Below are 23,531 nucleotides of genomic sequence, written 5' to 3' on the forward strand. Positions count from 1 at the left end.
AAATGCTTCAGGACAAAGACCGCATCTTCACCAATATATACGGCCTCTTCGACAAGTCGCTGGCCGGCGCAATGGCTCGCGGCGCCTGGGACAACACGCCCGGCATCGTCGCCAAGGGGCGCGAGTGGATCGTCAACGAGATGAAGGCGTCGGGCCTGCGCGGACGCGGCGGCGCCGGCTTCCCGACCGGGCTGAAATGGTCGTTCATGCCCAAGCAGAGCGACGGCCGGCCGAGCTATCTCGTCATCAACGCCGATGAATCCGAGCCCGGCACCTGCAAGGACCGCGACATCCTGCGCAACGATCCGCACACGCTGGTCGAGGGCGCGTTCCTGGCCGGCTTCGCCATGGGCGCGATTGCCGCCTACATCTATGTGCGCGGCGAGTTCATCCGCGAGCGCGAGGCGCTGCAGCGGGCGATCGAGGAGGCCTACGAAGCCAAGCTGATCGGCAAGAACAACACGTCGGGCTACGATTTTGAAATCTACATGCACCACGGCGCCGGCGCCTATATCTGCGGCGAGGAAACCGCGCTGCTGGAAAGCCTCGAAGGCAAGAAGGGCCAGCCCCGGCTGAAGCCGCCATTCCCGGCCAATGTCGGCCTCTATGGCTGCCCGACCACTGTCAACAATGTCGAATCGATCGCGGTGGCGCCGACCATCCTGCGCCGGGGGGCTGCCTGGTTCTCGTCCTTCGGCCGGCCCAACAATGTGGGCACCAAGCTGTTCTGCGTTTCCGGCCACGTCAACAATCCGTGCACCGTCGAAGAGGCGATGTCGATCCCGTTCCGCGAGCTTATCGAAACCCATTGCGGCGGCATCCGCGGCGGCTGGGACAATCTGCTCGCCGTCATTCCGGGCGGCGCCTCGGTGCCGCTGGTGCCGGCGGAGCAGATTATCGACACGCCGATGGATTTCGACGCGCTGCGCGATCTCAAGTCCGGCCTCGGCACGGCCGCCGTCATCGTCATGGACAAGTCAACCGATGTCGTGAAGGCGATCGCGCGGCTTTCCTACTTCTACAAGCATGAGAGCTGCGGCCAGTGCACGCCGTGCCGCGAGGGCACCGGCTGGATGTGGCGGGTGATGGAGCGGCTGGTGCGCGGTGAGGCTCAGAAGCGCGAGATCGACATGCTGCTCGACGTCACCAAGCAGGTCGAAGGCCACACGATCTGCGCGCTGGGCGATGCGGCGGCATGGCCGATCCAGGGCCTGATGCGGCATTTCCGCGGCGAGGTGGAGCGGCGGATCGACGAGTTTTCGCGCAACGCGCACCGGGCCGAACCGGTCATGGTGGCGGCGGAATAACAAGAAACTTTTGAACGCGGGAAGAAACGGGGCGGGGCGAACGAAGAAACGACCAGGAGAACTCTATGGCGCCGTATTCGACACCCTACCCATTGATGCCCAATTTGGACCAGATCGAGAAGATGAATCAGGACCTGACCAGGATGATGCCGAAGGAGATGGCCAGCGCCGTCCACCTTTTCGTGCACCCTGTCGTGGGTGCGGTGGCGATGTCGGCGCTTGGCATGGGGCTCGCCAATCATGCGTTCGGCGTCTGGATGGGTGCGCTTTCGGGGGCCGCCGAGGCATCGCACCGTCTCATGCAACCGCTGATCGAGGATTTCGAGGCACGCGTCGAACAATTCGACGACGCGAACCCCTCGTCCATCAAGGCGCGGGCGACCGCGAAGACGATGATTGCCGAGGCGCAGTCCTTCGCCCAGGAAGTCACCGATATCGCAGCCAGGGAAGCCGCCACCATCGCGCCGGCCGCCAATGCCGCTCCGGCAACAAGCGAGGCGGCGGATGTGCTGCTGCCGGAAGATTTCAAGCAGCCCAAGGCCATTGAGAAGCCGACGAGGCCCTCCGACCTCAAGGCGATATCGGGCATCGGCCCGAAGCTGGAAAAGGTGCTGAACGGCCTCGGTATCTGGACGTTTGCCCAGATCGCCGCATGGTCGCCGCAAGAGATCGCCTGGGTCGACGATTATCTGTCGTTCAAGGGCCGCATCGGCCGGGACGACTGGACCGCCCAGGCGGCGGTGCTGGCCGCGAAGAAGTGAATGAAATGTCGGGCGCTGCGTCTGTCGCGCCCGGAAAATGAGATTGCGGGAAATCCGCAGGGGTTTGAGGCGAATGGCAAAGCTCAAGGTCGACGGGAAAGAAATCACTGTACCCGACCACTACACGCTGCTGCAGGCGGCCGAGGACGCGGGCGCGGAAGTGCCGCGCTTCTGCTTCCATGAGCGGCTGTCGATTGCCGGCAATTGCCGCATGTGCCTGATCGAGGTGAAGGGCGGGCCGCCCAAGCCGCAGGCCTCCTGCGCCATGGGCGTGCGCGACCTGCGCCCCGGCCCGAACGGCGAGCCGCCGGAAATCTTCACCAACACGCCGATGGTCAAGAAGGCCCGGGAAGGCGTGATGGAATTCCTGCTGATCAACCATCCGCTGGACTGCCCGATCTGCGACCAGGGCGGCGAGTGCGACCTGCAGGACCAGGCGATGGCTTTCGGCGTCGATTCCTCGCGCTACCACGAGAACAAGCGCGCGGTGGAAGACAAGTATATCGGCCCGCTCGTCAAGACAGTGATGAACCGCTGCATCCACTGCACGCGCTGCGTCCGCTTCACCACCGAAGTTGCCGGCATTTCCGAACTCGGCCTGATCGGCCGCGGCGAGGATGCCGAGATCACCACCTATCTCGAACAGGCAATGACCTCGGAGTTACAGGGCAATGTGATCGATCTCTGCCCGGTCGGCGCGCTGACCTCCAAGCCCTTCGCCTTCCAGGCGCGGCCGTGGGAGCTGACCAAGACCGAATCCATCGACGTGATGGATGCCGTCGGTTCGGCGATCCGCGTCGATAGCCGTGGGCGCGAAGTGATGCGCATCCTGCCGCGCGTCAACGAAGCCGTGAACGAGGAATGGATTTCCGACAAGACCCGCTTCATCTGGGACGGCCTGCGCACGCAGCGCCTCGACCGCCCCTATGTGCGCAAGGACGGCAGGCTGGTTCCGGCGAGCTGGGCCGAAGCGTTCGCGGCGATCAAGGGCGCGGTTTCGGCGGCGGCCCCCGACAAGATCGGCGCCATCGCGGGCGATCTCGCCGCGGTCGAGGAGATCTATGCGCTGAAGCTCTTGATGGCCTCGCTCGGCTCGAAGAACACCGACTGCCGCCAGGATGGCGCGGCGCTCGATCCGGCGCTCGGACGCGCCAGCTATATCTTCAACCCGACCATAGAAGGCATCGAGCAGGCCGACGCGGTGCTGATCATCGGGGCCAATCCGCGCTTCGAGGCCTCGGTGCTCAACGCCCGCATCCGCAAGCGCTGGCGCCTCGGCAATCTGCCGGTCGGCGTCATCGGCGATGTCGGCGACACGCGCTATGACTACGAACAGCTGGGTGCCGGGCCGGATTCGCTGAAGGATCTGGCGGACGGCAACGGCAAGTTCTTCCAGACACTGAAGAAGGCGACGCATCCCCTTGTTATCGTCGGTCAGGGCGCCCTGGCGCGCGCCGATGGCCCGGCTGTGCTCGGCCAGGCGGCCAGGCTCGCCGCCGCCGTGAATGCCGCACGCGCCGACTGGAATGGCTTTGCCGTGCTGCACACCGCAGCGGCGCGCGTCGGCGGCCTGGACCTCGGCTTCGTGCCGGGCGAGGGCGGCAAGAACGTCGCCGGCATGCTGGGCGAGACGGATGTCCTGTTCCTGCTCGGCGCCGACGAGATCGACATGAGCAAGACCGGCGGCGCCTTCGTCGTCTATGTCGGCACGCACGGCGACGCCGGCGCGCATCGCGCCAATGTCATCCTGCCGGCGGCGGCCTATACCGAAAAGTCCGGCACCTACGTCAACACCGAAGGGCGCGTCCAGCAGACCAACCGCGCCGGCTTCGCGCCGGGCGACGCGCGCGAGGATTGGGCCATACTGCGGGCGCTGTCCGACGTACTGGGCAAGAAACTGCCGTTCGATTCGCTGACGCAACTGCGCGCAAAGCTCTATGGCGAATACCCGCATCTGGCCCGTATCGACCAGGTCGCGGCCGGCAATGCCGAGGATATCGCCGGCGTGGCGAAGCTCGGCGGGCGGTTGAACAAGGGAACCTTCACCTCGCCGGTCAAGGATTTCTACCTAACCAACCCGATCGCGCGCGCATCGGCCGTGATGGCGGAATGCTCGGCACTGGCCAAGAGCGGCTTCAAGCAGGCGGCGGAATAAGCATGGATACCTTCTTCTCCTTCTACGTGCTGCCGGCGCTGCTGATCCTCCTGAAGTCAGTCGTGCTGATCGTGGTGCTGCTGATCTTCGTCGCCTACATCCTCTATGCCGACCGCAAGATCTGGGCGGCCGTGCAGCTTCGCCGTGGCCCGAACGTCGTCGGCCCCTGGGGCACGCTGCAGGCCTTCGCCGACCTGCTGAAATTCGTCTTCAAGGAACCGGTCATCCCGTCGGGCGCCAACAAGGGCGTCTTCCTGCTGGCGCCACTTGTCTCCGCCGTGCTGGCGATCTCGGCCTGGGCGGTCATACCGGTCAGCCAGGGTTGGGCGATCGCCAACGTCAATGTCGGCATCCTCTATGTCTTCGCCATCTCCTCGCTCGAGGTCTATGGCGTGATCATGGGCGGCTGGGCATCCAACTCGAAATATCCGTTCCTCGGCGCTTTGCGTTCGGCGGCGCAGATGGTGTCCTACGAAGTTTCGATCGGCTTCGTCATCGTCACCGTGCTGCTCACCGCCGGCTCGCTCAACCTCAGCGATATCGTGCTGTCGCAGCAGGGTGGGCTTGGAACGCGGCTCGGACTGCCCAACACGTTCCTCGACTGGAACTGGCTGGCGCTATTCCCGATGTTCGTCATCTTCTTCATCTCGGCGCTGGCGGAGACCAACCGTCCGCCCTTCGATCTGGTCGAAGCCGAATCGGAGCTGGTCGCCGGCCACATGGTCGAATATTCGTCGACGCCGTTCCTCTTGTTCTTCCTCGGCGAGTATGTCGCGATTGTGCTGATGTGCGCGCTGGCCACCATCCTGTTCCTCGGCGGCTGGCTGCCTCCCTTCGACTTCGCGCCCTTCACCTGGGTGCCCGGCGTCATCTGGTTCGTGCTGAAGGTCTGTTTCGTGTTCTTCGGCATCTCGATGGTGAAGGCCTTCGTGCCGCGCTACCGCTACGACCAGCTGATGCGGCTGGGCTGGAAAGTGTTCCTGCCAATCTCGCTGTTCATGGTCGTCGCCACCGCGGCCTTCCTCAAGATCACGGGGTTTGCGTGATGTCCGCTTTGTCCCAGGCCGCAAAATCGCTGCTGCTGCAGGATTTCGTCAGCGCCTTTTTCCTCTCGATGCGCCAGTTCTTCGCGCCGAAGGAGACGATCAACTACCCGCACGAGAAGGGGCCGATCAGCCCGCGCTTTCGCGGCGAGCATGCGCTGCGCCGCTATCCCAACGGCGAGGAACGCTGCATCGCCTGCAAATTGTGCGAGGCGATCTGCCCGGCGCAGGCGATCACCATCGAGGCCGGCCCGCGCCGCAATGACGGCACGCGCCGCACGGTGCGTTACGATATCGACATGGTGAAGTGCATCTATTGCGGCTTTTGCCAGGAAGCCTGCCCGGTCGACGCCATCGTCGAGGGGCCGAATTTCGAGTTCGCGACCGAAACGCGCGAGGAACTCTACTACGACAAGGACAGGCTGCTGGCGAATGGCGACCGGTGGGAGCGCGAACTGGCGCGCAACATCTCGCTGGACTCGCCCTATCGCTGACATTCGACGCATGGACGGGGGCGAGGGCCTCGTCCAGAGGATGGATCCCGAAAAGTTGCGGAGTTTTCGGACAAGATCATCCTCCGGCAGACAAAAGTGTCGCATGTTTCTTTCGATCGGGTATTTCAACCCGATCGGAACATGCGATAGGACACAACGAAACTTGCCGACCGGAGGCGGTCGCAAAAATCAAACAGGACGAGCGTCCTGTTTGGACAGGAACCCGGGGGATCCCCAATGCTGAGTGGACTAGAGGCGGCTTTCTTCTACCTCTTCGCCTTTGTCGCCGTGGCGTCGGCGTTCATGGTCATTTCGTCGCGCAACCCCGTGCATTCGGTGCTGTTCCTGATCCTGACCTTCTTCAACGCCGCCGGCCTGTTCATGCTGACCGGCGCCGAGTTCCTGGCGATGATCCTGCTCGTCGTCTATGTCGGCGCGGTCATGGTGCTGTTCCTGTTCGTCGTCATGATGCTTGACGTCGATTTTGCCGAACTGAAGAGCGGCGCCCTGCAATACGCGCCGATCGGCGCGCTGGTCGGGCTGATCCTGGCGGCGGAGCTGATCGTGGTGCTGGGCGGCTACACCTTCGCGCCGAAGCTCGCCTCGACGGTCGCAAAGCCCATCCCGGATCTCGCCGCGCGCTCGAACACGGCGGCGCTCGGCGACATCCTCTATACCGACTACCTCTACTACTTCCAGATTTCGGGCCTCATCCTGCTGGTCGCCATGATCGGCGCCATCGTCTTGACGCTGCGGCACAAGGAAGGGGTCAAGCGGCAGTCGATCGCAGCCCAGGTCGGCCGCACCGCGGCGACCGGCATGGAAATCCGCAAGGTCAAGTCGGGCGAAGGAGTCTGAGATGGTCGTCGGCATCGCACACTATCTGACCGTATCGGCGATCCTGTTCACGCTCGGCGTGTTCGGCATCTTTCTCAACCGCCGCAACATCATCGTCATCCTGATGTCGGTCGAACTGATCCTTCTGGCGGTCAACATCAATTTCGTCGCCTTTTCGGCGGCGCTCGGCGATCTGGTCGGCCAGGTGTTCGCGCTGTTCGTGCTGACGGTCGCGGCGGCTGAAGCCGCCATCGGGCTTGCCATTCTCGTCGTCTTCTTCCGCAACCGGGGCTCGATCGCGGTCGAAGACGTGAACATGATGAAGGGTTGACGGGGCGACTATGTATCAAGCGATCGTCTTCCTTCCGCTGCTCGGCTTCCTGATCGTCGGCCTGTTCGGCAATGCGCTCGGTGCCAAGGCATCCGAATACATCACCTCCGGCTTCCTGGTGATCGCGGCCGTGCTGTCATGGGTCGCCTTCTTTTCCGTCGGCTTCAGCCATGGCGAGGTGTTCACGGTGCCGGTGCTGCACTGGATCCAGTCCGGCGGGCTGGACGTCTCCTGGGCACTCAGGATCGACACGCTGACAGTGGTGATGCTGGTGGTGGTCAACACGGTGTCGGCGCTGGTTCACGTCTATTCGATCGGCTACATGCACCACGATCCGAACCGGCCGCGCTTCTTCGCGTATCTGTCGCTGTTCACCTTCGCCATGCTGATGCTGGTGACGGCCGACAACCTCGTGCAGATGTTCTTCGGCTGGGAAGGGGTGGGCCTGGCGTCCTACCTGCTGATCGGCTTCTGGTACAAGAAGCCGTCGGCCAATGCCGCGGCAATCAAGGCCTTCGTCGTCAACCGAGTCGGCGATTTCGGCTTCGCGCTCGGCATTTTCGGCGTCTTCGTGCTGTTCGGCTCGGTCAATCTCGGCACCATCTTCGCTAATGCGGCGACGTTCATCCCGGCCGAAGGCGCGCCGCAGGGTGCCGCCGTGCTCACCTTCCTCGGCCATGCGCTCGACAAGCAGGCGGCAATGACCGTCGTCTGCCTGCTGCTGTTCATGGGCGCCATGGGCAAGTCGGCGCAGGTGCCGCTGCACACCTGGCTGCCGGACGCCATGGAAGGCCCGACCCCGGTGTCGGCGCTGATCCATGCCGCCACCATGGTGACGGCCGGCGTGTTCATGCTGGCGCGGCTTTCGCCGCTATTCGAATTGTCGCACTCGGCGCTGACGGTGGTCACCTTCATCGGCGCCTTCACCGCCTTCTTTGCGGCGACCGTCGGCCTGGTCCAGAACGACATCAAGCGCGTCATCGCCTATTCGACCTGCTCGCAGCTCGGCTACATGTTCGTGGCGCTCGGCGTTGGCGCCTATGGCGCGGCGATCTTCCATTTGTTCACGCACGCCTTCTTCAAGGCGCTGCTGTTCCTCGGCTCCGGCTCGGTCATCCACGCCGTCTCCGACGAGCAGGACATGCGCAAGATGGGCGGCTTGAGGAAGCTGATCCCGACCACCTACTGGATGATGGTGATCGGCACGCTGGCGCTAACCGGCGTCGGCATTCCGGTGACCGTCATCGGCACCGCCGGCTTCTTCTCCAAGGACGCCATCATCGAGGCCTCCTTCGCCGGGCACAATTCGGTCGCCGGCCTGGCCTTCATCCTGCTGGTCATCGCCGCCTGCTTCACCTCTTTCTATTCCTGGCGGCTGATCTTCATGACCTTCCATGGCAAGCCGCGGGCAAGCCACGAGGTGATGCACCACGTCCATGAATCGCCGCCGGTGATGCTGGTGCCGCTGTTCATCCTTGCGGCTGGGGCGCTGTTTGCCGGCATCATCTTCCACAATTCCTTTATCGGCGAAGGCTATGCCGAGTTCTGGAAGGCGTCGCTGTTCACGCTGCCGGACAACCATATCCTGCACGAGATCCACGAACTGCCGCTGTGGGTGGAGCTCTCGCCCTTCATTGCCATGCTGATCGGTTTCGCTCTGGCCTGGAAGTTCTACATCCGCTCGCCGGAGATGCCGGTCAATCTGGCCGCCCAGCATCGCGGGCTTTACGCCTTCCTGCTCAACAAGTGGTATTTCGACGAGCTTTACGACTTCCTGTTCGTTCGCCCGGCCAAGCGTCTCGGTCACTTCCTGTGGAAGACCGGTGATGGGACCATCATCGACGGGCTCGGGCCTGACGGCATTTCGGCGCGCGTCGTCGACGTCACCAACCGCGTCGTCAAGCTGCAGACCGGCTATCTCTACCACTACGCCTTCGCCATGCTGATCGGCGTTGCCGCACTCGTCACCTGGATGATGCTCTGATGACCGCCTGGCCAATCCTCTCGCTGGTCACCTTCCTGCCTCTGGTTGGTGTGCTGCTGATCCTGTTCATCAACGATGACAGCGAAAACGCGCGCCGCAACATTCGCGCCATTGCGTTCATAACCACGGCATTCACCTTCCTGGTGTCGCTGTTCATCTGGACCGGCTTCGACAATTCGCAGGCCGGATTCCAGTTCGTCGAAAAGGTCGCCTGGCTCGATTCCGGCATTTCCTACCATATGGGCGTCGACGGCATTTCCATGCTGTTCGTCATCCTGACGACCTTCCTGATGCCGCTTTGCATCCTGGCGTCGTGGGAAGCGATCGAGAAGCGCGTCAAGGCCTACATGATCGCCTTCCTGCTTCTGGAAACGCTGATGATCGGCGTGTTCTGCGCGCTGGACATCGTGCTGTTCTATGTCTTCTTCGAAGCCGGCCTGATCCCGATGTTCATCATCATCGGCGTGTGGGGCGGCAAGCGGCGCGTCTACGCCTCGTTCAAGTTCTTCCTCTATACGCTGGCCGGCTCGGTGCTGATGCTGCTCGCCATCATGGCGATGTTCTTCCAGTCCGGCACCACCGACATCCCGACGCTTCTCACGCACAGCTTCCCGGCCAACATGCAGACCTGGCTGTGGCTTGCCTTCTTCGCCTCCTTCGCGGTGAAGATGCCGATGTGGCCGGTGCACACCTGGCTGCCCGACGCGCACGTCGAGGCGCCGACGGCGGGCTCCGTCATCCTGGCCGGCATCCTGCTGAAAATGGGCGGATACGGCTTCCTGCGCTTCTCCTTGCCGATGTTCCCGCTCGCGTCGGAAATGTTCGCGCCACTGGTGTTCACACTGTCGGTCGTCGCCATCATCTACACCTCGCTGGTGGCGCTGATGCAGGAGGATATGAAGAAGCTGATCGCCTATTCGTCGGTCGCCCATATGGGCTTCGTCACCATGGGTATCTTTGCCATGAACCAGGAAGGCGTGCAGGGCGCCATCTTCCAGATGCTCAGCCACGGCCTGGTGTCAGGCGCGCTGTTCCTGTGCGTCGGCGTCATCTATGACCGCATGCATACGCGTGAGATCGCCGCCTATGGCGGGCTCGTCAACAACATGCCGAAATACGCCACCGTGTTCCTGATCTTCACCATGGCCAATGTCGGCCTGCCGGGCACGTCAGGTTTCGTCGGCGAGTTCCTGACCATGCTTGGCGTGTTCCGGGTCAACACCTGGGTGGCGTTCTTCGCCGCGACCGGCGTCATCCTGTCGGCGGCTTACGCGCTTTGGCTCTACCGAAGGGTGATCTTCGGCGCGCTGACCAAGGACAGCCTGAAGGGGCTGCTCGACCTGTCGACCCGCGAGAAGGCGATCATCTATCCGCTGGTCGTGCTGGTCATCTTCTTCGGCGTCTATCCCGCCCCCGTCTTCGACGCGACGGCCCAGTCGGTCAAGTCGCTCGTCACCAATGTCACTGCATCCATCGGCGCCGCGCAGACCGCGGCGGCCAACTGACCCAGGGGTTTTGCGAACCATGACGCCGGACCTTCTCTCCAGCCTGTCGCTCTCGACGCCCGAGCTGATCCTTGCCATCGGCGCGCTCGCGCTGCTGATGGTCGGGGCCTATTCGCGTTCCAACACCGCCAACACGGTGACCGGCCTTGCCGTCGCCGTCCTGGTGATCGCAGGCGCCTGGCTGATCTTCCACGCAGGGCAGGGCAGCGCCTATGGCAATGCCTTCATCCAGGATTCCTTCGCCCGCTTCATGAAGGTGCTGGCGCTGATCGGCTCGGCGGTGACGCTGATCATGTCGATGCGCTTTGCCAAGGCGGAGCGTTTCGACAAGTTCGAATATCCGGTGCTGATCCTGCTTTGCACGCTCGGCATGATGCTGATGATCTCGGCCAACGGCATGATCGGGCTCTATCTCGGCCTCGAACTGCAGTCGCTTGCGATCTATGTGCTGGCGGCGATCAATCGCGACAATCTGCGTTCGACCGAAGCCGGTCTGAAATATTTCGTCCTCGGGGCGCTGTCGTCTGGCATGCTGCTCTACGGCATCAGCCTGGTCTATGGTTACACCGGAAACACCGGCTTCCAGGAGATCGCCACCGCGCTTGGCGGCGGCGAGCGCCAGCTTGGCCTCGTCTTCGGCCTGGTTTTCGTGTTGGCCGGGCTTGCCTTCAAGATCTCGGCGGTGCCGTTCCACATGTGGACGCCAGACGTCTATGAGGGCGCACCGACACCAGTGACGGCCTTCCTGGCGGCAGCGCCGAAAATGGCGGCGATGGCGCTGATCGTGCGCGTCACCATGGGCGCGTTCAAGCCGATCGCTTCCGACTGGCAGCAGATCATCGTCTTCATCTCGATCGCCTCGATGGCGCTTGGCTCCTTCGCCGCGATCGGTCAGACCAATATCAAGCGGCTGATGGCCTATTCCTCGATCGGCCATATGGGCTACGCGCTGGTCGGCCTTGCCGCCAACAGCCAGGCCGGCGTGCGCGGCGTCGCCATCTACATGCTGATCTACCTGGTAATGACGCTAGGCACCTTCGCCTTCATCCTCGCCATGCGGCGCAAGGAAGGCAATGTCGAGCAGATCAGCGATCTCGCCGGCCTCTCGTCGACCAACCCTGTCATGGCGACGATCCTGACCATCCTGATGTTCTCGCTGGCCGGAATTCCGCCGCTCGCCGGCTTCTGGGGGAAGTGGTACGTCTTCCTCGCCGCCATCAACGCCAATCTGTATGCGCTGGCAATCATCGGCGTGCTGGCTTCCGTGGTTGGCGCTTACTACTACCTGCGCATCATCAAGATCATGTGGTTCGATGAGCCGGTCGGCGGCTTCGTGCCGATGGCCAGCGAGTTGCGTGTCGTGCTCGGCGTCAGTGGCGCCTTCGTGCTGTTCTACGTGCTGATCGGCGGGCCGATCGGCACCTATGCCGAAGCCGCCGCCAAGACATTTTTCTGACGGGATGGCATTTCGGCTGGCTCCAACCTCGGCGTCGGAAGGGTTCCGGCTCGAGGCGCATGACAGTGTCGGCTCCACCAACGCGTTGGCGCTGGACCATGCCCGGGCGGGCGACCCAGGCAAGCTCTGGGTCGTTTCCAAGAAGCAGGAAAGCGGGCGCGGCCGGCGTGGCCGTGCCTGGGCAACGCCAGAAGGCAATCTGGCGGCGACGCTGCTCCTCATCACCGGCGGCGAACTGCGCCTTGCCGCAACGCTCGGCTTCGTCGCGGGGCTCGCGCTGGCCGACGCGCTCGACGCGGTGGTGCCGAAGGGCCGCATCGCGATAGGCCTCGACGGAGCGAGCCAGGGACAGAACCGCTTCGAGCTGAAATGGCCGAACGATGTGCTCGCCTCCGGCGCCAAGCTGGCCGGCATCCTGCTGGAGTCGGCGATGCTTGACGGTAGCCGCTTCGCGGTGGCGGTGGGCATCGGGGTCAATGTGGTGGCGCACCCGCGGGATTTGCCTTATCCCGCGACATCGCTTCATGCGTTGGGCGCGGCTTGCGATGCCGAAACGCTGTTTCTGGCGCTGTCGGATGCCTGGAGCGAGAATGCCCGCCTGTGGGACGAAGGACGTGGCCTTGCCGCCATCAGGAAGCGTTGGCTGGCCCGCGCGGCCGGCCTTGGCGGCGAGGTTGCTGTCAGAATTGACGGTAATGTGGTGCGTGGCGTGTTCGAGACCATTGACGAGGACTGCCGTTTCGTGATCCGCGACGATGAGGGGTCTGTCCTGACGGTCGCCGCCGGCGATGTGCATTTCGGCGCGGTGGCGTCCGCGCGGATATAATTTGTTTTTGAGCGATTCCGGACGGAAAACCGGTAGGCACTTGCTGGAATTGCTTTAACGGCTTGGCCTGAGGGTCAGGAAGGAAAAAATCATGGCGAAAGCGGACAACGCCGAACTCGTCTTCGTGCCGCTCGGCGGCGTCGGCGAGATCGGCATGAACTTCGCCCTTTACGGCTACGGCCCGCCGAGCGCGCGCGAATGGATCGTCATCGATGTCGGCGTTACCTTTCCCGACGCGGCGCATCCAGGCGTCGACCTGATCCTGCCCGACACGCGCTTCATAGAGGAGAACCTCGCCGATCTGCGCGGCATCATCATCACCCACGCGCATGAGGACCACTACGGCGCGCTGCTCGACATCTGGCCGAAGCTGAAGGCGCCGGTCTGGATGACGCCGTTCAGCGCCGGGCTGCTGGAAGCCAAGCGTCAGGGCGTGCAGGGCGCGCCGAAGATCCCGCTGACGATCTACCGGGCGGGCGAAAAGTTCACGGTCGGTCCCTTCGAGATAGAAGCCATTCCGGTGGCACACTCCATTCCCGAACCCATGTCGCTGGCGATCACCTCGCCGGCCGGCACCGTCATCCATACCGGCGACTGGAAGATCGATCCGGAGCCGACAATCGGCCCCAAGACCGACGAGGCGCGGTTCCGCGCCTATGGCGACAAAGGCGTGCTGGCGCTGATCTGCGATTCGACCAATGCGCTGCGCGAAGGCGAGTCGCCTTCGGAAGTGGCCGTGGGCGAGGGGCTGAAAGGCGTGATCCAGGCCGCCAAGGGCCGCGTCGCCGTCACCACCTTCTCCTCCAATGTCGGACGCATCGTTTCCATCGCCAGGGCAGCGCGCGATGCCGGCCGCCAGTGCCTTGTGCTAGGGCGCTCGTTGAAGCGCGTCATCGATGTGGCCGGCGAGCTTGGCTACATGGACGGCCTGCCGGAGTTCATCGCCGAGGAGGATTTCGGCTTCATCCCGCGCGAGAACCTGGTCATCATCTGCACCGGCAGCCAGGGCGAGCCGTTGGCGGCACTTGCCAAGCTGTCGCGCGACGAAATGAAATCGGTGTCGCTGACGGCGGGCGACACGGTGGTGTTTTCCTCGCGCACCATTCCCGGCAACGAGAAGGGGATCCTCGAGATCAAGAACCGCCTCATCGATCTCGGCATCAAGATAATCGAGGACGGCGATGCTCTGGTGCACGTCTCCGGCCACCCGCGGCGCAGCGAACTGCGCAAGATGTATGAATGGGTGCGCCCGCGGATCGGCGTTCCCGTGCATGGCGAGGCCGCGCATCTGGTGGCGCAGGGCTCGCTGATGTCGACCTCCGGCATCGGCCAGGTGGCGCAAGTGCGAGACGGCGACATGCTGCGGCTCGCTCCTGGTCCCGCCACGATCATCGACCAGGTGCCGTTCGGCCGCGTCTACAAGGACGGCAATCTGATCGGCAGCGATCAGGCGATGGGTATTCGCGACAGGCGCAAGCTGTCGTTTGCCGGTCATGTCGCGGTCAATGTCGTGCTTGATGACAAGTACGAGCTGGCCGGCGATCCCGATCTGGTCGCCATTGGCGTCGCCGAAACCGATGCCCGTGGCGAGACGCTCGAGGACCTGATGATCGATGCGGCCGTCGGTGCGGTCGATTCGATCCCCCGCCAGCGCCGTAAGGACCTCGACCTGGTGCAGGAGGCGGTGCGGCGCGCGGTGCGAGGCGCGGCTAATGAAGCCTGGGGCAAGAAACCGCTGGTGACGGTTTTCGTCACCCGGTGACGGAGGCGGGGGCTCGCATGTCCAGCTGATAGCTGACCGGAATCCAGCGAAAGGAATGGTCTGTCCGCTCGACATAGCCCAGGCCCGGTAACGGCATGTGGTGGCCGGCGACGAGCAGGCGCTGTTCGGCAGCCATGCTCAGCAGCCGCTTGCGGGTCTCGATTGCCTTTTCCTTGTCGTCGTCGAAATCGGCATGCCACCGAGGACGCTGGATCGACACGACATAATGCAGGAAAGCGTCCGACCAGATCAGCAATTGCTGTCCGTCGCTTTCGGAACCGGTATCGATCAGCGTCGGGATGAAGCAATGCTCGTAGCGATCCTGGTCGATGAAGTTCGAGACCGCGAGTTCGAGCACGGCCGCCGGCGGCTGTCCGGCCGCGAATACCGATGCAAGCCCGTCTCTGACATCGACGGCATCGAGCAGAGCGGCAATTTTGAACGACCCGAGATCGAAGGTGAAAACGCGGGGGCGGGTGGGCTGGTTCCGGACATTGGCCTTTGTCCTTTGTGGCTGCCGGTCGCGACAGGTGCGACAGTGCGCTCCTCGCGAAAGGCTGTTGATCTCGGCTGATTTGACGTATGACGCCAGTCGTTGGACCTGGGAGAAAAAGCTCGGACATGCTCGGACGGCTGAACCATGTCGCGCTTGCGGTGCCGGATTTGACCGCCGCCGTTGCAGCTTACCGCAACACGCTCGGCGCCGAAGTGACCGAGCCGCAGGCTTTGCCGGAGCATGGCGTCACCGTGGTGTTCGTCGGTGTCGGCAACACCAAGATCGAGTTGCTGGAGCCGCTTGGCGAGGGCTCGCCAATCGCGGCATTCCTCGAGAAGAACCCGTCCGGCGGCATGCATCATCTCTGCTACGAGGTCGACGACATCCTGGCCGCGCGCGACCATCTCAGGGCCGCCGGTGCCCGGGTGCTTGGCGACGGCAATCCCAAGCCAGGCGCGCACGGCAAGCCGGTGTTGTTCCTACATCCGAAGGATTTCTTCGGCACGCTGATCGAACTGGAGCAATCATGAGCTGGGTCTCGTTCACCGCGCTGTTTTTCGCGACCTGGTGGGTGGTGCTGTTTGCCGTTCTGCCGTTCAGCGTCAGAACGCAGGACGACGATCACGACGTGACGCTGGGCACGGTGCCGAGCGCGCCGCGCGGGCCGCATATGCTGCGTGCCGTGATCCGCACCACCATCGCAACGGCGGTCCTGATGGGCATTTTCTACGGCCTGACGCACGGGCTGGGATATAGCCTCAACGACATCCCGCACATCGTGCCGGATTTCAGTCCGACCCCAGGGAAATAGACGTCGCGGCAAGGGTGCTCCGATAAGATCGGAGTGCCGCGGACGGAATTAAGATGCCGCCCTGTCTGCCGGCCGCTGGCTGATGACGCAACGTCATGTAGCCTGCCAATCTGCGGCGCTAACCAGATGATTGCACAAAAAAAATGCAAGGCACAAGGCCTTGCAATTAAACGCGTCCGATCTGTTTCCGGTATCCGGCGGCAGCGAGTAACCGCGCCTAGATCGCATCCTCCCAAGACTTTGACCGCGTAGGAGAGCAGATTTTTTTCTGCCCTCTCGGTTATCGGGGCACATTAGCCCAACGGAAATGAAAATGTCACGAAGAATTTTGCCTTGAATCGGGCATTCTCGTGCTGCACTGCACAATAGTGCGGCAGGCTTTGCTTTTGAAACGTCCAGTCAGGGTCGACAGAGCCTTTGCGGCATGTTCGCAATTGACGCGCGCAAAGAATTGACGGCCAAACCCGAAGAGGTTCGGTGCGTTCCATTGTCGGCGCGGGTCGATCCGGAAGCGAGGGATTCCGGCCCTGAAGGGGCTGGCGTGGTTGGATCGCCGGGTTTCCATTCGGTCATGAAATCGCTATGAAGCCGGGGCAAGCAAGCCTGCGCCGCGCCGATTCTGGCGTGGCCATTCTCATTCACGGACCTGTTCATGCGTTTGTCGCGCTATTTCCTGCCTATCCTCAAAGAGAACCCGCGCGAGGCCGAAATCGTCTCGCATCGGCTGATGCTGCGCGCCGGCATGATCCGCCAGCAGGGGCAAGGCAGTTTTTCCTGGCTGCCGCTGGGCAAACGGGTGCTGGACAAGGTCTGCAAGATCATCCGCGAGGAGCAGAACCGCGCCGGTGCGCTTGAGATCCTGATGCCGACCATCCAGTCGGCCGATCTGTGGCGCGAGAGCGGCCGTTACAACGACTACGGCAAGGAGATGCTGCGCATCAAGGACCGGCAGGATCGCGACATGCTCTACGGTCCGACCAACGAGGAAATGGTCACCGAGATATTTCGCGCCTACGTCAAATCCTACAAGGACCTGCCGCTCAATCTCTACCATATACAGTGGAAGTTCCGTGACGAGGTGCGACCGCGCTTTGGCGTCATGCGCTCGCGCGAATTCCTGATGAAGGACGCCTATTCCTTCGATCTCGACTTCGAAGGCGCGAGAGCCGCCTACAACAGGATGTTCGTGTCCTATCTCAGGACCTTCACGCGCATGGGCCTGCAGGCCATTCCGATGCGGGCCGACACCGGCCCGATCGGCGGAGATCTCAGCCACGAATTCATCATCCTGGCCGACACTGGTGAAAGCCAGGTCTTCTGCCACCGCGATTACCTGTCGCTTGCCGTGCCCGGCGCGAACACGGACTTCGCCAATGACGGCGAGATATCAGATATCGTCAAGACCTGGACGACGCCTTACGCCGCCACCGACGAGATGCATGACGAGGCGGCCTGGGAGAAGGTTCCGACAGGCGACCGGGTCTCGGCGCGCGGCATCGAAGTCGGCCATATCTTCCACTTCGGCGAGAAATATTCGAAGCCGATGGGCGCCAAGGTGACGGGGCCCGACGGCAAGGATCATTTCGCCTCGGGCGGCTCCTACGGCATCGGCCCGTCGCGGCTGGTCGCGGCGATCATCGAGGCCAGCCATGACGAGAACGGCATCATCTGGCCGGAAACGGTGGCGCCGTTCGATATCGGCCTGATCAACATGAAGGCGGGCGATGCCGACTGCGATCGCGTCTGCGACGAACTCAACGCCGCCTTCACCGCCGCCGGCAAGGATGTGCTCTACGACGACACCGACCAGCGGCCGGGCGGCAAATTCGCCACCGCCGACCTGATCGGCCTGCCCTGGCAAGTGATCGTCGGGCCGCGCGGCGTCGCCGCCGGCGAGGTCGAGATCAAGAATCGCAAGACCGGCGAGCGCGTGACGCTGCCGATCGCCGACGCGGCAAAGCGCTTCGGTGCCGCCGCATGAGCGAGGCAGCGGCAGCGAGNGCAAGGAGACGGTGATCTCGGTGATCGCCTCGATTTCTTTTCTTGGCATCATGCTGGGCGTTGCCACGCTGATCGTGGTCATGGCGGTGATGAACGGATTCCGCGCCGAGCTTTTGACGCGCATCCTCGGCGTCAACGGCCATCTGATCGTGCAGCCGCTCGATTCGCCGCTTGAGGACTATGCCCAGGTCGCCAGCCGCATCAACGGCGTACCCGGGGTCAAATACGCCATCCCGCTGATCGACGGCCAGGTGCTGGCGCAAGGCAATGTCGGCGGCGGCACTGGCGCGCTGGTGCGCGGCATCCGGGGTGAAGATCTCGGCAAGATCGCCATCGTGGCCAGCAACATCAAGCAAGGCACGCTCGCCGATTTCGATACCGGCGAGGGCGTCGCCATCGGCAAGCGCATGGCCGAGAATCTCGGCCTGACGCTCGGCGACACCATTACCTTGATCTCGCCGGACGGGGATGTGACGCCGCTCGGCACCACGCCGCGCATGAAGGGCTACAAGATCGCGGCGATCTTCGAGGTCGGCATGTCTGAATATGACACGTCGATCGTCTACATGCCGTTCTCCGAAGCGCAGCTCTACTTCAACATGGACGGTCGCGCGCAGACGATCGAGATCTATGTCGACAATCCCGATGATGTCGACGCGCTGAAACCCAAGGTGGAAGCGGCGGCGCAGCGGCCGATCGACATGGTCGACTGGCGCCAGCGCAACGAGACCTTCTTTTCGGCTCTGCAGGTCGAACGCAACGTCATGTTCATGATCCTGACGCTGATCGTGCTGGTGGCGGCACTCAACATCATTTCCGGACTGATCATGCTGGTGAAGGACAAGGGGCATGACATCGCCATCCTGCGCACCATGGGCGCCTCGCGCGGCGCCATCCTGCGCATCTTCCTGATGACGGGGGCGGCGATCGGCGTGACGGGGACGCTCGCCGGCGTGCTGCTCGGCGTCGTGATCTGCACCAACATCGAATCGATACGCCAGTTCTTCTCCTGGATGACAGGCAAGGTGCTGTTCAACCCGGAGCTCTATTTCCTCAGCCAGTTGCCGGCCAAGATGGATCCGCGCGAGACGACCTATGTCATCATCATGGCGCTTGCGCTGTCCTTCCTGGCCACGGTGTTTCCGGCATGGCGGGCGGCCCGCCTCGATCCGGTCGAAGCCTTGAGGTACGAGTAGTGGCCGAGGTCATTATCGAACTGAAGAGCGTCGAACGGCACTACGTTCAGGGGCCGCGCAAGCTCACCATCCTGAACGGCGCCGATTTCGCGCTGCGGCGCGGTGAAATGGTGGCGCTGGTGGCCCCGTCGGGCACCGGCAAATCGACGCTGCTGCATACGGCCGGGCTGCTGGAGCGGCCGGATGCCGGCGACGTGATCCTGTCCGGTCGCGCCTGTGGCCGGTTGTCCGACGACGAGCGCACCTCGATCCGCCGTAACGATGTCGGCTTCGTCTATCAGTTCCATCATTTGCTGCCGGAGTTTTCCGCGCTGGAAAACATCATGATGCCGCAGCTCATCAAGGGCCTGCCGCGCAAGGAGGCGTCCGAGCGCGCGGCGCAACTGCTCGACTACATGCAGATCGGCAAGCGTGCATCGCATCGGCCGTCCGAGCTGTCCGGCGGCGAGCAGCAGCGCGTCGCCATCGCGCGTGCGGTCGCCAATGCGCCGCTGGTGCTTTTGGCCGACGAGCCGACCGGCAACCTCGACCCGGTCACAGCCTCCTACGTGTTCGAGGCGCTGGAGGCGCTTGTGCGGCAATCGGGCCTCGCGGCACTGATCGCCACCCACAATCACGAGCTGGCATCGCGCATGGACCGGCGCGTCACGTTGGCCGACGGCAAGGTGGTGCCGCTTTAGGCTGTGCGTCAGGCATTGCGGACCTGCATGAAGCTCAACACATGCGGTTGTTTCGCGAGTGCCCGGAGCTGTAGTCTTTCCTACCTATTGATAGGCGTAGGCCAGTCAACCTTTTCTTAACCCTGCCAATCTGATCGCCCCGAAATTCTGGATGCGGTCGAATTCTGTTCGTTGACAAGGGGTATGGAGATAGCTCGGGAAATTAGCACGGTTAGCGAAGGGTTAACCGGCTCCCGGGCCCTCCTCAGATCACTCGCAACGAAAAGCATGGCAGCAATCCCCTACCTGAGACATTCCGAAGGGACTTTGAATTCCGACATGCGGCGGCCGGGCGCGTCTGAATACCAGGTGCCAGCCGGCTAGTGGTCAAAGTCTGACGTTTGGTACTGGAGCCGTAACCCCACGAACTCAGGTCGAACTCGGACGTTCTCGCCTTTGGGTGGCGATCAAATAGATTTTCAGTTTGTGGGAGAAAAGTTAGATCGCTTTCTCGGGACCATCTAAAAATGACACGTGGAATTCGCTTCTCCACCGCAGGCCAAAGGAATAGCCCGATGCGCACTTAAGTTTGCCTTTCTGGTTCGCTTGCGATTGCCACCCCCGCATTGGCGGCGGATCTTTCCCCCCAACCGATCCAGTCTGCGGCTTATAATTGGACCGGTGTCTACGTGGGCGCGCAGGCCGGGTACGTTTGGGGAAGTTCAACTTACGAGGGTGCGGGGTCTCCCGCTGGCCAACCCTACATCAGCACCTCCGTCGATCCTAAAGGCGGCTTTGGCGGTGCATTCGCCGGCTTTAACTACCACAGTTCGATGGTAATTATGTCGTCGGTGTTGAAGCGGACATCAATTTCACCGACGCCAAGTCGGACGATAACGCGTTTCCTGCGTTCCCTGGTGCCTTCGCAAGCAGTGATTTGCAATGGTTCGGATCGACACGCCTGCGCGCCGGCTACGCATTCGATCGTTTCTTGCCATTTGTAACTGGCGGTGTCGCATTCGCTAAATACTCCGGCGCAACCAATTTTCTGGGTGGGTCAAGCGAGATCAGCGACACCAGGGTTGGGCTGGACGCTCGGCGCTGGACTTGAATATGCCGTGACTGACAATTTGATTGGGCGCGTCGAATACCGCTATTCCGATTATGGCCGCGAATCGGTATCTCCGCCGTTCTCTTTCCCGACACAGCCTGTCGGGCTTGATCTGAAAACCAACGATGTTCGCGTTGGACTCAGCTACAAGTTCTGATTTTCGGACTGTGCCTCGTTCGTGGCCCCGCTTCGGCGGGGCTTTTTTGTTTCCCGAACGGGCGCGTCGCGGGCGCAAATCACTACTTCTCACATCGGAGGAACACGGAGATCGATTTAGCTCGGTCGGCTAGGACGTAGACTCATTACCGCGTAGCCAGATGCGGATTGCAACGAGCTTGAGGGCGGCGAGATCGGCTAGCTTGTCGTAGCGGGTTGCGATGCGGCGGAACTGCTTGGCTTTATTGAAGAAGCGCTCGACGAAGTTGCGCGCCTTGTAGAGGAAAGGACTGAAGCAGATCGGGTCCTTGCGGTTGGCCTTGGGCGAGATGTTGGCCCATGCCTTTCGCTCGGTGATGACGGTGCGCAATGCGTTGGCATCATAACCCTTGTCGGCGAGAAGCATTGCCCCCTCCGGCAAATCCCTGATCAATCTCACCGCCTCAAGCTTGAACTCGCGGCTGAATTTCCTTCTCTGCATCCCAACTCTCCAGTTCCGTTAAACACCTTATCTCGGTGTCCACGAAACCAGCAGCAGGCCAAGGTTCGGGCTTGCCAATGCCCGTTCCTGGCCTCAATCTTGCCCCGAAGAGCCGGTCATCCGGTTGATGTCGGTTTAGGCAACCAGACCATAACGAGGATGGGTTTTGCCATGCTGAAACGCTACGCGTTCCTTGCTGCCTTGATCCTCATGAGCCTCTCGGCGTTCGACGCTCGCGCCGACCGAAGGGTTGCGCTCGTGATCGGCAATTCGCAATACCAGGAAATCCCGGCGCTCAAGAATCCGGACAAGGACGCTGAGGACGTTTCGAACACGTTCCGGCAGGCCGGCTTCGACGTGTTCGTCGCCAAGGACGTGACCAAGCTCCAATTCGAAGAGAAGTTCCGCAACTATCTGGCCGCCGCCGACGGCGCTGATCTCGCCGTCGTTTATTATTCCGGCCACGGCTTTCAGATCGGGGGCGAGAATTTCCTGATCCCGGTCGATGCGTCGTTGAAGGATGCGGCCGACATGGAGGTGCAGACAATAAGGCTTAACGACGTGCTGCAACAATTGCGCACGAAGTCGAAGATTCAGGTGATCATCCTCGATGCTTGCCGCAACAATCCGTTCCCGCGCAAGGACTACTGGCTGCGCTCCCAATTGATCGTCTCCGACGGCACCGGGCTCGCGCAGGTAACAGGCTCGCAGAATGCGCTGATTGCGTTTGCCACCGAGCCCGGCGCTGTCGCTTATGACGGGTCCGGCGATCTCAGCCCCTTCTCATCCGCCTTTTCCCGCCGTGCGCTGGCGCCGAACCAGGAAATCGGTGCCGTCATGGCCGCCGTGCGCCGCGACGTGGTGAAGGCGACCAATGGCAGGCAGGTTCCGTGGGAGAACTCCTCGCTGATCGACGATGTCGTGCTGATGCGCGCGGCGGGGCAACCGGTGCAGCCGGCGCCCGACGCCCAGCAGAACCAGCAGGTGGCGGAGCGCGGAACCCTGGTCGCCACTGCCACCGAAGCTATCGAAAATCGCGACATCAGCGTCCCGGTCGGCGTCGGTCCGGTTGCGCTGAAGCTGGATTTTCCTGCCAAGGATGTTTCGATCAAACTCGCCGGCTATCCGGCAGTTGGAACGCTGTCCCTGCCGGATCGCGTCCTGTCGCCGCAGTCGAGCCTGATGGCCGCTGAAGTCGACCAATTGCGCTACGAGCCGCAGATCGGCTCGGCGGCTCCCGTCGAGATTGACTTTCAGATCCGCGCCGGCAACGCGTCGAAACGGGCGACGATGAAGCTGTCGCCGAGCGTCGACCTCTGCGACCAGGCTGCCGGCGAGCCGCTCGACCTGCAAGGCGTCGCCCCCGGCCGGTTACCTAACGAGATCGCAGACGGCGCGGTCGAGGCCTGCGAGGCTGCGGTGAAAGCCTATCCCGATGTCGCCCGCTTCCGTTACGAACTCGGGCGGGCGCTGCTCGTCGGCGGCAACATCGACGAGGCCAGGAAGGCCATCCAGGAAGCGTCCGACAAGGGACACGTCCGCGCCGTCTACGAACTCGGCTACCTCGCCTCCTCGGGAGTAGGGATGCCCGTGGAGGCCACGCAAGCGAATGGTTTCTATTCGCAAGCGTCCGACAGGGGCGATCCCTACGCCATGAGCGCGTGGGGCCGCGCCCTGTTCAATGGCGTCGGCGTCCAGCGCGATACCGGCAAGGGGCTTGACCTCATGCTCAAGGCAGCAGCGATGGGGCATATCAACGCCATGAATGATCTTGCGATGATCTTCAAGGAAGGTCGCAATGGCGTGCCCGCCGATCCGGTTCGTGCCTTGGCTTTCCTCAAGGCCGGCATCGAGCGGCAAGAGGCTTATTCGATGGGCATACTCGGTCTTTTGCCCAAACGAAGCACGCTGGCGGTCGCGGTGTGCACGCCCAAGGTGGTGACGAAAGTCATCACGAAGATAAAGGTGATCCGTACACCTGCGCCAAAAGTGCCGCCGCCGAAGATCGTTACGCCAAAGGTCCCGATGGTGCCAGGGGAAACCGGACCATCGCCCTGGCGTGGCACTGGCGGCGACCACGACACCAACAGTGGCAACAGTGGCAACGGTGACAACAGTGGCTGATGGCGACTGCGACGCCATGGTCGCACCGTCAGGAC

The 23,531-nt window shown here is 62.6% G+C and carries 20 protein-coding genes and 1 pseudogene; 19 read left to right on the plus strand and 2 right to left on the minus strand.

Going from position 1 to position 23,531, the window contains the following annotated elements; genetic code table 11:
* Positions 1-2 precede the first annotated feature (2 nt).
* The 12 genes from nuoF (at position 3) to X742_RS167900 (ending at position 14,461) form a co-directional block, all read left to right on the plus strand.
* Positions 3-1,307, plus strand: coding sequence for an NADH-quinone oxidoreductase subunit NuoF (nuoF, locus tag X742_RS167955; protein ID WP_015317342.1), 1,305 nt, complete (start codon positions 3-5; stop codon positions 1,305-1,307).
* Between the two features lie 65 nt (positions 1,308-1,372).
* Positions 1,373-2,068: an NADH-ubiquinone dehydrogenase subunit gene (locus X742_RS167950; RefSeq protein WP_023769782.1), complete on the plus strand. Its 696-nt coding sequence runs from the start codon at positions 1,373-1,375 to the stop codon at positions 2,066-2,068.
* A 73-nt stretch (positions 2,069-2,141) separates the two neighbouring features.
* The gene (nuoG, locus tag X742_RS167945) at positions 2,142-4,223 is read left to right on the plus strand and encodes an NADH-quinone oxidoreductase subunit NuoG (RefSeq protein WP_023769783.1); all 2,082 of its coding nucleotides are present in this window, start codon (positions 2,142-2,144) and stop codon (positions 4,221-4,223) included.
* A gap of 2 nt (positions 4,224-4,225) precedes the next feature.
* Entirely contained in the window at positions 4,226-5,269 is a 1,044-nt protein-coding gene (nuoH, locus tag X742_RS167940; protein ID WP_015317345.1) for an NADH-quinone oxidoreductase subunit NuoH, read from the plus strand.
* Positions 5,269-5,760, plus strand: coding sequence for an NADH-quinone oxidoreductase subunit NuoI (nuoI, locus tag X742_RS167935; protein ID WP_015317346.1), 492 nt, complete (start codon positions 5,269-5,271; stop codon positions 5,758-5,760). The genes nuoH and nuoI overlap by 1 nt, the downstream gene beginning before the upstream one ends.
* A gap of 237 nt (positions 5,761-5,997) precedes the next feature.
* A complete protein-coding gene (locus tag X742_RS167930) occupies positions 5,998-6,618 on the plus strand; it encodes an NADH-quinone oxidoreductase subunit J (RefSeq protein ID WP_023769784.1) in 621 nt (206 codons plus the stop codon).
* A 1-nt stretch (position 6,619) separates the two neighbouring features.
* Entirely contained in the window at positions 6,620-6,928 is a 309-nt protein-coding gene (gene nuoK / locus X742_RS167925) for an NADH-quinone oxidoreductase subunit NuoK (protein WP_013894819.1), read from the plus strand.
* Between the two features lie 10 nt (positions 6,929-6,938).
* Positions 6,939-8,912, plus strand: coding sequence for an NADH-quinone oxidoreductase subunit L (gene nuoL / locus X742_RS167920; protein WP_023769785.1), 1,974 nt, complete (start codon positions 6,939-6,941; stop codon positions 8,910-8,912).
* Positions 8,912-10,417: an NADH-quinone oxidoreductase subunit M gene (locus tag X742_RS167915; protein WP_023769786.1), complete on the plus strand. Its 1,506-nt coding sequence runs from the start codon at positions 8,912-8,914 to the stop codon at positions 10,415-10,417. Before nuoL ends, X742_RS167915 begins: the two co-directional genes overlap by 1 nt.
* A gap of 19 nt (positions 10,418-10,436) precedes the next feature.
* A complete protein-coding gene (nuoN, locus tag X742_RS167910; RefSeq protein ID WP_023769787.1) occupies positions 10,437-11,873 on the plus strand; it encodes an NADH-quinone oxidoreductase subunit NuoN in 1,437 nt (478 codons plus the stop codon).
* Between the two features lie 4 nt (positions 11,874-11,877).
* A complete protein-coding gene (locus X742_RS167905) occupies positions 11,878-12,699 on the plus strand; it encodes a biotin--[acetyl-CoA-carboxylase] ligase (protein WP_023769788.1) in 822 nt (273 codons plus the stop codon).
* A 91-nt stretch (positions 12,700-12,790) separates the two neighbouring features.
* Positions 12,791-14,461: a ribonuclease J gene (locus tag X742_RS167900; protein ID WP_023769789.1), complete on the plus strand. Its 1,671-nt coding sequence runs from the start codon at positions 12,791-12,793 to the stop codon at positions 14,459-14,461.
* Here the strand turns inward: X742_RS167900 and X742_RS0135625 are convergent.
* Positions 14,451-14,819: a hypothetical protein gene (locus X742_RS0135625; RefSeq protein ID WP_023769790.1), complete on the minus strand. Its 369-nt coding sequence runs from the start codon at positions 14,817-14,819 to the stop codon at positions 14,451-14,453. The two genes, X742_RS167900 and X742_RS0135625, sit on opposite strands and share 11 nt — an antisense overlap.
* Before the next feature lie 263 nt (positions 14,820-15,082).
* Here X742_RS0135625 and mce point away from each other — a divergent pair, with 263 nt between their 5' ends.
* The 6 genes from mce to X742_RS1000000171420 all read left to right on the plus strand — a co-directional run bounded on the left by mce (position 15,083) and on the right by X742_RS1000000171420 (position 20,892).
* Positions 15,083-15,487, plus strand: a complete 405-nt coding sequence (mce, locus tag X742_RS167895) for a methylmalonyl-CoA epimerase (protein ID WP_023769791.1) — start codon at positions 15,083-15,085, stop codon at positions 15,485-15,487.
* On the plus strand, positions 15,484-15,768 hold the full coding sequence (locus tag X742_RS167890; RefSeq protein ID WP_023769792.1) for a DUF1467 family protein: 285 nt from the start codon (positions 15,484-15,486) through the stop codon (positions 15,766-15,768). Before mce ends, X742_RS167890 begins: the two co-directional genes overlap by 4 nt.
* 652 nt (positions 15,769-16,420) lie before the next feature.
* The gene (gene proS, locus X742_RS167885) at positions 16,421-17,749 is read left to right on the plus strand and encodes a proline--tRNA ligase (protein ID WP_023769793.1); all 1,329 of its coding nucleotides are present in this window, start codon (positions 16,421-16,423) and stop codon (positions 17,747-17,749) included.
* Positions 17,736-18,965 (plus strand): lipoprotein-releasing ABC transporter permease subunit, encoded by a 1,230-nt coding sequence (locus X742_RS167880; RefSeq protein WP_023769794.1) that lies wholly within the window; start codon positions 17,736-17,738, stop codon positions 18,963-18,965. Before proS ends, X742_RS167880 begins: the two co-directional genes overlap by 14 nt.
* Positions 18,917-19,645, plus strand: coding sequence for an ABC transporter ATP-binding protein (locus X742_RS167875; RefSeq protein WP_174361970.1), 729 nt, complete (start codon positions 18,917-18,919; stop codon positions 19,643-19,645). Before X742_RS167880 ends, X742_RS167875 begins: the two co-directional genes overlap by 49 nt.
* Positions 19,646-20,706: 1,061 nt before the next feature.
* Complete coding sequence (locus tag X742_RS1000000171420) at positions 20,707-20,892, plus strand: outer membrane beta-barrel protein (RefSeq protein WP_023769795.1); 186 nt, start codon at positions 20,707-20,709, stop codon at positions 20,890-20,892.
* 129 nt (positions 20,893-21,021) lie between these two features.
* Here X742_RS1000000171420 and X742_RS167870 read toward each other — a convergent pair.
* Positions 21,022-21,339: pseudogene (locus X742_RS167870) on the minus strand (transposase); the annotation flags it as partial.
* 204 nt (positions 21,340-21,543) lie between these two features.
* Here X742_RS167870 and X742_RS167865 point away from each other — a divergent pair.
* Entirely contained in the window at positions 21,544-23,496 is a 1,953-nt protein-coding gene (locus X742_RS167865; RefSeq protein WP_084569468.1) for a caspase family protein, read from the plus strand.
* Positions 23,497-23,531: the final 35 nt, after the last annotated feature.

It is taken from the genome of Mesorhizobium sp. LNHC229A00 (assembly GCF_000502415.1).
In the GTDB taxonomy this organism is placed as follows: Bacteria; Pseudomonadota; Alphaproteobacteria; order Rhizobiales; family Rhizobiaceae; genus Mesorhizobium.